The sequence below is a fragment of the Thalassospira sp. UBA848 genome, from assembly GCF_002295455.1.
Lineage (GTDB): Bacteria > Pseudomonadota > Alphaproteobacteria > Rhodospirillales > Thalassospiraceae > Thalassospira.
This window is the reverse complement of the sequence record NZ_DBGS01000056.1, coordinates 1-11,736: the sequence shown is the minus strand read 5'-3', so window position 1 is coordinate 11,736 and position 11,736 is coordinate 1. Positions and strand designations below refer to the sequence as shown.

At 56.4% G+C, this 11,736-nt stretch carries 8 protein-coding genes and 1 pseudogene; 5 read left to right on the top strand and 4 right to left on the bottom strand.

Going from position 1 to position 11,736, the window contains the following annotated elements:
- Positions 1-285, bottom strand: a pseudogene (locus B2R48_RS07340) (GNAT family N-acetyltransferase); the annotation flags it as partial.
- Positions 285-1,211 (bottom strand): methionyl-tRNA formyltransferase, encoded by a 927-nt coding sequence (gene fmt / locus B2R48_RS07335; protein WP_296999162.1) that lies wholly within the window; start codon positions 1,209-1,211, stop codon positions 285-287. The pseudogene B2R48_RS07340 and the gene fmt, both read right to left, overlap by 1 nt.
- Positions 1,212-1,268: 57 nt before the next feature.
- Between fmt and B2R48_RS07330 the strand changes: the two genes are divergently transcribed.
- Positions 1,269-2,273, top strand: coding sequence for a methyltransferase type 12 (locus B2R48_RS07330; RefSeq protein ID WP_296999159.1), 1,005 nt, complete (start codon positions 1,269-1,271; stop codon positions 2,271-2,273).
- 183 nt (positions 2,274-2,456) lie between these two features.
- Here the strand turns inward: B2R48_RS07330 and def are convergent, their stop codons facing one another.
- Together def and rmuC are read right to left on the bottom strand one after the other, a co-directional pair.
- Complete coding sequence (gene def, locus B2R48_RS07325) at positions 2,457-2,975, bottom strand: peptide deformylase (protein ID WP_213475362.1); 519 nt, start codon at positions 2,973-2,975, stop codon at positions 2,457-2,459.
- 158 nt (positions 2,976-3,133) lie between these two features.
- A complete protein-coding gene (gene rmuC, locus B2R48_RS07320; protein ID WP_296999157.1) occupies positions 3,134-4,669 on the bottom strand; it encodes a DNA recombination protein RmuC in 1,536 nt (511 codons plus the stop codon).
- 535 nt (positions 4,670-5,204) lie between these two features.
- Here rmuC and acs point away from each other — a divergent pair.
- The 4 genes from acs to B2R48_RS07300 all read left to right on the top strand — a co-directional run.
- The gene (acs, locus tag B2R48_RS07315) at positions 5,205-7,148 is read left to right on the top strand and encodes an acetate--CoA ligase (RefSeq protein WP_062953628.1); all 1,944 of its coding nucleotides are present in this window, start codon (positions 5,205-5,207) and stop codon (positions 7,146-7,148) included.
- Between the two features lie 202 nt (positions 7,149-7,350).
- Positions 7,351-8,433 carry a tartrate dehydrogenase gene (locus B2R48_RS07310; RefSeq protein ID WP_296999154.1) on the top strand — a complete coding sequence of 361 codons (1,083 nt, stop codon included), beginning with the start codon at positions 7,351-7,353 and terminating at the stop codon, positions 8,431-8,433.
- 171 nt (positions 8,434-8,604) lie between these two features.
- Entirely contained in the window at positions 8,605-10,770 is a 2,166-nt protein-coding gene (locus tag B2R48_RS07305; RefSeq protein ID WP_296999152.1) for a methyl-accepting chemotaxis protein, read from the top strand.
- Between the two features lie 309 nt (positions 10,771-11,079).
- On the top strand, positions 11,080-11,736 hold a 657-nt coding region (locus B2R48_RS07300), incomplete at its 3' end, for a SulP family inorganic anion transporter (protein WP_296999150.1).

The following is an 11,736-nucleotide window of genomic DNA, read 5'->3' as shown; positions in this document are numbered from 1 at the left end:
ATAGACCTTGTGAAGCTCGCCTTCGCGGGTGGTGGCATCATATTTGACACCAAAACAGCCCAGAATCCGGTCCCGGTCATCAACCGCGACCCAGATCCGGCCATCATCGGCCTTGAAATCATCTACAATCGCGTCGAGTTCAGGGAACTCAGCTTCGCGATCAAACACACAGCCCGGATAATCGGCAAAAACAAGCGCGATCAGATCGGCAATGCCGTCGCCATCGCGGTTAAAGGCGGGTCGGATCGTCAAATCACCGACTGTCTGGGTCGCAATGTTTGTCATCAGCCCAGAACGACTCCCTTGGCAAGCTTGTCATAGCCGCGCAGCACCGCATCGGTATCCATCACCGATTTGCCCGGGCGCTGAATGCGGGTCGGACGCAGCGCACCCGTGCCACAGCCAATCGTCAGCTTGTCATCAAGGATCTCACCCACCGGGCCGGATTGATCAATCACTTCAGCCGCCTGCACCTTGATGCGTTCGTTACCGAGCTCGAAATAGGCCCCCGGCCACGGGGTAAAGGCACGGATTTTCCGCTCAAGTGCGGCGGCGTCATCATTGAAATCAAGCTTGGCCTCTGCACGTTCAAGCTTGGCGGCATAGGTCACACCCTCTTCGGGCTGCTTGGTGGCAACAAGCTCCCCCTTGGGCAGTTTTTCAAGCGCCTCGACAATCAGCGCGCCACCAAGTTTCGCCAGATCATCATGCAGGGCATTGGCATACGTCTCGGTCGTGATTGGCAGCTCGCCAATCAGAAGCATATCACCGGTATCAAGCCCGACATCCATCTGCATGATGGTGACCCCGGTCGTTGCATCCCCGGCCAGAATGGCGCGCTGGATCGGCGCCGCACCACGCCAGCGCGGCAGAAGGGATGCATGAATGTTCAAACACCCGTGTTTTGGCGCATCCAAAATCGCCTTGGGCAGGATCAGGCCATAGGCCGCGACCACCGCAACATCCAGATCAAGATCGGCAAAGGCCTGCTGTTCCTCGGGCGATTTCAGCGACACCGGATGGCGGACCTCGATCCCCTGCTCTGCGGCCCAGGCATGCACCGGGCTTGGCGTTTCCTTGTGCCCGCGGCCTGCCGGGCGCGGCGGCTGTGAATAGACGCACACCACGTCATGCCCGCTTGCAACCAGATCCTTCAGCGCCACAAGGGCAAAGTCCGGGGTTCCCATAAAGGCAATGCGCAGCTTGGTCATATCAATCCCATTCATCTTTTGAGTCTTCTGGCGGCAATTTGGCGTTATCCTGCCCAAATGACAAGCCAAGCCTTACCCCAATCGCCCAAATACCCGGTCACCCACATCTGGCACGCTGACTGGAGCATGTCGGCAAAAGGCCGCTGGGTCGCCAAAGCTGTTCGCCGTGAAACCGGTTGGCACATCCATGCCATCGATCCGGTCGGGATGCTCCATCAGTTTCGCCAATCGCTTGCCAGCCATGGCAAGACCGATGCGCTCTGGCTTGGCCTTGATATGCCCATCGGATTTCTTGATACGTGGTATGATGGCGCGAATATCAAAGACTTTAAAAGCCTTCTCGCCGTGCTTGGTGACGATCATTGGCAGGATTTTTTTAAAGTTTGCGAATCACCGGATGAAATCCGGCACACCCGGCCATTCTATCCGCAAAATTCCGGCGCCAAAGGCAGTGTCAAACGTCATCACCTGATCACGGCATTGGGTCTGCCAGACTTCGATGCCCTGCATCGCCGCTGCGAACGGGCCACCAATCCCAAAGATGCCCCATCACGTAACGCCGCCTGCCCCGCCTTCTGGACATTGGGGGCCAATCAGGTCGGCAAGGGCATGCTGCACGGCCTCCGACACCTGATCATGCCGGGATATGCCGATGGATTTAACATCTGGCCTTTCACCGGCGATCTTGAAACCTGCAGCAAATCCCCCGGCGTCACCCTGATTGAAACCTATCCCGGTGAGATTTATGGCTGGCTTAGTAATACGAGTGAGTTGACTAAATCAAATCAGGAAAGCCGCAAGAACTACCTGCACAAACTCCGCCACGATGCCAGCACGAAGGGCATTGAAATCAGTCCTGCGGTTTGGGCCGACATCAAGGATGGCTTTGGTCCGGATCACGGCAAGGATGATGCCTTTGACGCCCTGATTGGTGTGATGGGCTTGATTGAAATTGCCGAAGGCCGCCGCCCCGAACATCTGCCCAACGCGCCAAGTGTTCTGGAACGGGAAGGCTGGATTGTCGGGCTGAACCCTGACGACCTGAAACCACGTCGCACTTGAACGACAAAGGGTGAACGCTCGGATCGTCATTCCCGCGAAGGCGGGAACCTGCCAACAACTCCGGAAGTTATGGATTCCGGGTCTGCGCTTCGCTCCGCCCGGAATGACGATATTGGTCCGCGTCAGAGCAAAACAAAAGGGCCGGAAAACCGGCCCTTCGCATGCGTTTAATGATCGAGATTCTTAGGCAGACTTTTTGGTTTTCTGCAGTTTCTGGACTTTTTTCAGGATCATGTTGCGCTTGAGCGCGCTTAGATAATCGGTGAACAGCACCCCATCCAGGTGATCGATCTCGTGCTGGATGCAGGTCGCAAGCAACCCGTCCGCCTCGATCTCGTGCGTTTCGCCGTTTTCATCCATATAGCGCATACCGACTTCGGCCGGGCGTTCGACATCGGCATATTGTTCCGGGATCGACAGGCACCCTTCCTGATAGATCGAGGTTTCCTCAGATTCCCAGATGATTTCCGGATTGATCAGTTTAAGCGGTTCCGGCTTGTCCTTGTCATCGGACACATCCATGACCACCACACGCTTCATCACCCCGATCTGCGGCGCTGCAAGGCCAATGCCCGGTGCCGCATACATGGTTTCAAGCATGTCATTAAGAAGGGTCTTGATCTCATCATTCACGGCTTCGACCGGTTCGCATTCCTTTTTCAGGCGCGGGTCTGGAACGATAAGAATTTCACGCAGGGCCATGGGTCAGTAATCCGGTGTTCGAACTAATTGTAGTAAACGAGTATAGCGAATTTCGCGCTTCGAGATAAGGTCTCCCCACGCCCAAGTCAAGCAAACAGCCCGATTTGCGCGTGATGGCTGCCATGCCTGCGCCATGAAAACCGCCTTAACGCACCGCGTTAATCTTGCGCATCAGGCGTGGCATCGTCGCTGGCACCTTCTGCGCCATCCTCGGGCCCGGCGAGCAATTCCATCTTGGTGATGTCACGCACATGGGTTTCCGAGGGTGCCGGTTCCTCGATCATGCGGTCATCGGCAACGATATGCTTTTCCTTAAGCTTGCGCGCGGAAACCAGAACCGATCCTTCGAGTGTACCCAGTGTCTTGTTGTAATTCTTGACTGTGCTTTCAAGCGACTTGCCCATGGAACTGAAATTCTTGGCAAGCGTGCCCAGACGATCAAACAGTTGCTGGCCGATTTCACTGATATCACGCGCACTTTCCGCCAAGGCTTCCTGACGCCAGCCATACGCCACCGCCTTGAGCAAGCCCAGAAGCGTGGTGGGTGTCGCCAAGATCACCCCATCGCGGAAGCTGTCCTCGATCAACCGCGGGTCACGCTCAAGGGCGGCCGAGAAGAAGCTTTCACCAGGCAGGAACAGCACAACAAATTCCGGGCTGTCCACCGACTTCCAATAGGACTTTTTCGAAAGTTCCGTGATCACCTTGCGCACATTGGTCACATAGGTCGCCATCAATGCTTCGCGGCGTTCATCGTCATATTTCTCGTCAATCGCCTCAAGATAGGCCGATGTCGGGGCCTTGGCATCCACCACGATGTTCTTGCCACCCGGCAGGTGAATGACCATGTCGGGTTTCTGAACGCCTTCGTCGGTATTGAAATGCACCTGCTCGTCAAAGTCACAATGCTTGAGCATCCCGGCAAGTTCGACAATGCGCTTGAGCTGCAGCTCGCCCCATTTGCCCGACACCGATGAACTGGACCGAAGGGCAGAACTCAGCGTCTGGGTTTCCTTGGACAATTTGTGTTGCGATTGCACCAAAGTCCCGACCTGCTCACGCAGCTCGCCGTAAGCTTCCTTGCGGTTTTTTTCAAGCTCGTTAACCTTGGTATCAAAGGCCTCCAGGCGTTCCTTGATGGGTTTTACAAGGCCATCAATCGCCTGCTGGCGTTTTTCAAGATCGCCCTTGGCCCCTTCCTGCAGGCGCGAGAAGTTTTCACGCGCAAGCTTCATGAACTCGTCGTTATTGATCTTGAGCGCATCGGACGACAACGCCTTGAAGCTATCAAGAAGCTTGGTCTTGGCATCTTCAAGCATCTCGAGCTTTTCCTTGGCAGCCTCGCGCTCTTTCTCAAGCGCTGTTTCAAGCTCGGACCCCTTTTCGCGCCACTGATCAAGGGCGGTGCGAAGCTCTTTCACCTCGGCTTCAAGCACCGGCACCCGGTTGGCCGTTGTTTCGGCAATGGCGCGCTTTTCCGATGCCTCGGAAAGCTTTTCACGCATCTGCGCGACCTCTGTCGCAAGATCGCGGCGCGTGTTTTCGGCGTGTTCGAGCTGCGATGTCAGAAGGGCTGTGCGCGACTCCGTCTCGGCCTCGGCGGCATCCTTGATGCGCTTGACCATCATGATGCTAAAGGCAAGTGCCAGAACAGATGCGCCAAGGGCACCTGCTGCCAAAGAAATCGGATCCATTGTCCCACCATTCGATTACGTGTTGCAGTCTTTGTATCTGTTTTGTTCCATCAAATCCAGAACCGAACCAGACAAACCCCATATCCGGGCACGGAAAAAATGTAATCGGCTTCACTGGCGAAGATTAAAATTCCGGATATATTTCAATATCATAAGGGAATACGATCCAAAACCAGCGACCGAACACCCCCAAAAAGACGGCGATGTTCGGTTTCACGTTCTGCAACCGGGTCACTTAACCCGTCACGGGGACCAAACCGGACCATACCGCCCCCGTCTTAAGTTGTATTCCCTCAATACCTTCTGCGCACTAGCATAGGGCGCAAGCGACAGGACTAACTTTGCCGTGCCCGTCCCCTTTACCGGGCCCTTTACCGGGACCGATCACACACCGGACCGGGCATGGTGGCAAAGCAGTTTCTGAACCGCACCGAAATACTGCATCGGACTGATGCCTTTTTCGAGACCTTCGGAAAGTCATCCCAGGACCCCGGTGCCGACCTAGAGACCACAGGAAACGAACAAGAGGCCACATATGTCTGCGAACGTTTATCCCGTACCTGGCGACATCAAAAAGAACGCCCTGATCGACAAGGCGAAATATGACGCCATGTACAAACAGTCGGTCGAGGATCCGGAAGGCTTCTGGGGCGAACACGGCAAACGCATTGACTGGATCAAACCCTATAGCACCGTCAAAAACGTCAGCTACGATGCCAAAGACCTCTATATCAAGTGGTATGAGGACGGCACGCTCAACGTTGCGGCCAACTGCCTTGACCGTCACCTTGAAAAACGCGGCGATCAAACCGCCATCATTTTCGAAGGCGACGACCCCAACGTTTCCGAACACATCACCTATCGCGACCTTTATGAGCGCACCTGCCGTTTCGCCAATGCGCTGAAAACGATGGGCGTTGCCAAGGGTGATCGCGTTGTTATCTATCTGCCGATGATCCCCGAGGCCGCCGTTGCCATGCTGGCATGTGCGCGTATCGGCGCAATCCATTCCATCGTCTTTGGCGGTTTCTCGCCCGAAGCGCTGGCTGGCCGTGTCGAGGATTGCGGTGCCAAAGTCGTTATCACGTCTGACGAAGGTCTGCGTGGTGGCCGCTCCATCCCGCTGAAACGCAACGCTGACGAAGCCCTGTCACATCCGGGCGTCAAATCGGTCGAGAAAATGGTCGTCGTCAAGCATACCGGCAAGGACGTTGCCTGGAACGATGCCCGCGACGTCTGGTATCACGAAGTTTGCGAAGCAGCCTCTACCGACTGCCCGCCGACCGAAGTCAACGCCGAAGACCCGCTGTTTGTCCTTTATACCTCGGGCTCGACCGGCAAGCCGAAGGGTGTTCTGCACACCTCGGGCGGTTACCTCGTCTATGCATCCATGACCCATGAATATGTCTTCGACTATCATGAAGGCGATATCTACTGGTGCACGGCCGATGTCGGCTGGGTCACCGGTCACAGCTATATCGTTTATGGCCCGCTGGCCAATGGTGCGACGACCCTGATGTTCGAAGGTGTTCCGAGCTATCCGGACGCATCGCGCTTCTGGCAGGTTTGCGAAAAGCACAAGGTCAACATCTTCTACACCGCACCGACCGCAATCCGTGCCCTGATGCGCGAAGGCGAAAGCTTTGTGAACAAGGCCGATCTATCGAGCCTGCGCATCCTTGGTTCGGTGGGTGAGCCGATCAACCCCGAAGCCTGGGAATGGTATTACGAACATGTTGGCAAAAAGAATTGCCCGATTGTTGATACCTGGTGGCAGACCGAAACCGGCGGCATCCTGATTACGCCGCTGCCGGGCGCGACCGACCTGAAACCGGGTTCGGCGACCCTGCCGTTCTTTGGCGTTCAGCCAGCCCTTCTGGATAACGAAGGCAAGGAACTGACCGGCGCAACCGATGGCAACCTTGTCATCAAGGACAGCTGGCCGGGTCAGATGCGGACGGTCTATGGTGACCATGAACGCTTCATCCAGACCTATTTCAGCACCTTCAACAACGTCTACACCACCGGTGACGGTGCGCGTCGTGACGATGATGGCTATTACTGGATCACCGGCCGTGTTGATGACGTGATCAACGTATCGGGTCACCGTATGGGCACCGCCGAAGTTGAAAGCGCACTGGTCGCCCATTCCAAGGTGGCAGAGGCCGCCGTGGTCGGCGTCCCGCACGACATCAAGGGTCAGGGCATCTATGCCTATGTCACCCTGAATGCTGGCGAGGAACCGACCGACGAGCTGCGCGCCGAACTGGTCAAATGGGTCCGCAAGGAAATCGGCCCGATCGCAAGCCCCGACTACATCCAGTGGTCACCGGGTCTGCCGAAAACCCGTTCGGGCAAAATCATGCGCCGTATCCTGCGCAAGATTGCCGCCAACGAATATGACCAGCTTGGCGATACCTCGACCCTTGCTGATCCGGGTGTTGTCGATGACCTGATCGATAACCGCCAAAATCGTTAAGAGCTGAACTCTGACGGCCCATGGTCGCCAGATACCCTTACACGGAAAGGCCCCTGCCAATGGCGGGGGCCTTTCTTGTATCCGGACAGTAATCAGGACTGTAATCCGGATCGCTTCAAGGGCTCGACGTGACGGCCGATCAACGCAATAATCGCCAAACTGAAAAACCCACCAAAAACACACATCAGCGGAGAACAGCACCGTGACACGCCCCACCCACAAAATCGCAGTCATTGCCGGCGACGGCATCGGAACCGAAGTCATGCCCGAAGGCATCCGCGTGCTTAAGGCGGCGGCCGAAATCTTTGACCTCGATCTGGTGTTCAATGAATTCGAATTCGGATCGTGCGACTACTACCAAAAGCACGGCAAAATGATGCCAGATGACTGGCGCGAACAGATCGAACCCCACGATGCGATCTTCTTTGGCGCTGTCGGCTGGCCCGATACGGTACCGGACCACATTTCACTGTGGGGCTCGCTGATCATGTTCCGCCGCGACTTTGACCAGTATGTCAATTTGCGCCCGGCCAAGCTGATGCCCGGCGTGCCCTCCCCGCTCGCGGGCCGCAAACCGGGCGATATTGATTTCTATGTCGTGCGCGAGAACACCGAAGGCGAATATTCCTCGGTCGGGGGCAAGATGTATCCCGGCACGGACCGTGAAATCGTCATTCAGGAAACCGTCATGTCGCGTACCGGCATTGATCGCATCCTGAAATACGCGTTCGAACTGGCCCAGAAACGCCCGCGCAAACATCTGACGTCGGCCACCAAATCCAACGGCATTTCGATCACCATGCCCTATTGGGATGAACGCGTGATCGAAATGGCGAAAAACTATCCCGACGTCACCTGGGACAAATACCATATCGATATTCTGACCGCCCAGTTTGTGATGAACCCGGACCGCTTTGACGTGGTGGTGGCATCGAACCTGTTTGGCGATATCCTGTCTGACCTTGGCCCGGCCTGCACGGGCACAATCGGCATCGCGCCATCGGGCAATATCAACCCGGAACGCAAATTCCCGTCCCTGTTCGAACCGGTCCATGGTTCGGCCCCGGATATTGCCGGCAAGGGTATCGCAAACCCGATCGGGCAGATCTGGTCCGGCGCGATGATGCTTGATCATCTCGGCCACACCGACGCCCATGACGCGATCATGAAGGCAATCGAAACCGTGCTTTTGGATGAAAACCTGCGTACCGCCGATCTTGGCGGCAAGGCCAACACCGTCACCTGTGGCGAAGCTATCGCCAAGGCCCTGCGCGACAACGCCTGAGGCGAAAACAGCCGAACGGTTTGAAAACATGGCCTGATCCCTGCCAACCGGGGATCAGGCTTTTCTCGTTTGGCCTCACACCCCGGACACAAGCATGTGAATTCGCCGGATCGGATTTTTGCTTTACTGAGTATTTGAACACTCATTCCAGAAATCGGTCAGGAGGGTCTGGTGTCGTTCCTTGCCTCTATGTCTTTGCGTCGCGTCATCCCGACGACAATCGCCATTCTGGCCATTCTCGCGGCAGCGGCCACCGCCCTTTCCAGCTATCTGATTGCGCGCGATGCCCTGAATATGGGCGCTACCGAGAAACTTTCTGCCGTGGTCAGTGCGCGACAAAGCGAGCTCGATGGTTATTTCCGATCCATCGAACAGGACCTGATCCTGCAGGCGTCCAGCCCAGCACTTCGCCAATCCATCACCATTTTCGATTTCGCCTGGTCCGACCTTGGCAGCAACGCGATGGCAACATTGCACAATCTCTATATCGATCAGAACCCGCATGACGCAGCAGAGCGCGACATGCTTGATCAGGCGCCGGACGGCTCAACCTATTCCGACATCCACAAACAATATCACCCATGGCTCAGACAACTGCGCCGTGAACGCTCCTATGGCGATATTTATCTGATCGGAACGCAAGGAAGCGTGCTTTACAGTGTTTCGAAGACGGACGACTTTTCCGTCGATCTGTCAAAGGATGGCTATGCCACGTCCGGTCTGGGACAGGTCTTTGCCGCCGCCCGCGATGCAAAACCAGGTACCGTCAGTTTCATCGATTTTACCCGCTACACCCTTGCAGACGGCAAGCCTTCTGCCTTCATGGCGGCACCGGTTTACGATGAAGTCGGGTCAAACCTGATTGGTGTCATGGCGGTGCGGATCCCGGTTGACCGCATCAACAGCACCTTGCAGGCAGCACAGGGTCTTGGTGAAACCGGTGACACCTATCTTGTCGGCGCAGACGGCTTGATGCGCAATGACACCCGCCTGATGGCCGAACAGACCAGCCTTCTTCGTAAAATCAATGCCGTCCCTGTCGACCTTGCCCTTGGCGGCCAAACCGGCACCATGACGGTAAATGATTTCGATGGCGCCATGGTGGTCTCGGCCTATACCCCGCTGGAAATTCTCGATTCCCGGCTGGCACTTCTTGCAACGGTTTCCGCCGATGAAGTCTTCGCCCCAACAATCAATATGCGCAATGCTTCCTTGCTGATCCTTGTCATCGTTGCCGCCGTCGCCACCATTATCGGCTGGTCATTGGGCCGGGGCATCACCCGCCCGTTAACCCATGCGGTATGCATGATGGAAAAGCTAGCCGCCGGAAAACTTGATGCCGAAATTCCACCAACCCGGGGAAATAATGCCATCGCACGCATCATGCAGGCCTTGGCCAATTTCAAAGAAAGCCTTCTGGAAAATGATCGCCTGACCCGTCAGCGCGAAGAGGAGAACCGCGAAAAACTGGCGCGCGCCACCGCCGTTGCCAACGCGGTCGACACCTTCCGAACCCGTGCTGACAATGTCGTGCAGGCGCTTTGCCATGCCTCGGAATCGATGGGCAACACGGCCAATGTCATGTCCGGTGCGGTGTCTGATACCACCCAGCTTGCCGGTGGTGTGGTCACCATTGTCGAACGTGCATCTGACAACATCAATTCGGTTGCCAGTGCCGCCACCCAGCTCTCCACCTCGGTCGCGGAAATCGGCGATCATGTTCGCACCTCAAGCACGATTGCCCAAGGTGCCGTCACCCGAACCGAACACAGCAACCGTCTGGTGCAAAGTCTTTCGGAAAGTACGGTTAAAATCGGCGAAGTCATCACGCTGATCAGTGACATCGCATCCCAGACCAACCTTCTCGCCCTCAACGCAACGATTGAGGCCGCCCGGGCGGGCGAAGCGGGCAAAGGCTTTGCCGTGGTCGCCAACGAAGTCAAAAACCTTGCTGCGCAAACCAGCCGTGCAACCGGCGAAATCAGCGAACAGATCCTTGCCATTCAGGAAGCAACGCAGGAATCCGTCACCGCCATGCGCGACATTTCCGAGGTCATTGATGAAATCAACTCGATCTCGAACACGGTGGCCCAGGCCGTCACCCAGCAGGGTGAAGCCACCAGCAATATCGCACTTCGCGCCCGCGACACCGCACAGGGCACACGCGAAGTGCTCGACAGCATCAATGGCGTTCAAAATGCTGCCTGTAAAAGTGAAAACGCAACCGACGACGTGACCTCTGCGGCACATGAGCTTTCCGTTCAGGCGGCAAATCTCCGCAGCGAGATCGACCAGTTCCTCTCAGCGATCCAGATCGACGAGCGCGCCACCGGCTAGCAACATCCGCAAAAGTTTTGTGGCCTCCGCCAAACTGCGCCTGCCGGGACTTCAGTGCCCGGCAGTTTTTTTATCCGTCCGGCCTTACCAAAATGCCCTGACAAATCCGTGTCACGGTTGTGCCATTCTTTAAATTGGTATAGGTACAGCCTGCTGCGATGCAGCAACGAACGGGATGGTCTTGGGGAGACCTGTCGCTGAATTTCCGGCTGACGGATCATGAAGACCGCCTGATGACATTCCAGCCCGGGGGATAACCCATTGCAAATTCGGGTGCAAAGTCGGGCTTGACCGAGACGGAGATTTTCTGTGAATAGCGATTTTCTGCCGCGTTTGCGGGCTGAATGGCTTGGCAACATCCGCGCCGATGTGCTTTCCGGCCTTGTCGTTGCGCTGGCCCTGATCCCTGAAGCCATTGCCTTTTCCATCATTGCCGGTGTTGACCCGAAGGTCGGGCTTTATGCCTCCTTCTCGATTGCCGTGATCACCGCCATCTTTGGCGGCCGTCCGGGCATGATTTCGGCCGCCACCGCAGCAACTGCGGTTCTGATGGGATCGCTTGTGCGCGAACACGGGCTGGATTATCTGCTGGCCGCGACCGTTCTGGCGGGCGTCCTTCAGATGCTGGCAGGTGCACTTCGTCTGGGATCGTTGATGCGCTTTGTGTCCAAGTCGGTCATGACCGGCTTTGTAAATGCGCTCGCCATCCTGATCTTCATGGCCCAGCTGCCTGAACTGACCAATGTCAGCTACATGACCTATGTGATGGTCGCAGGTGGCCTTGCCATCATCTATCTGTTCCCGCTCGTCACCAAGGTCATCCCCTCGCCGCTGATTTGCATTGTCGTTCTGACCGGCCTGTCGTTCTTTATCGATGCCGATCTGCGCACTGTGGGCGATATGGGCGCGCTGCCCGATGCCTTCCCGGCGATCTATTTCCCGGATGTGCCGCTGAACCTTGATACC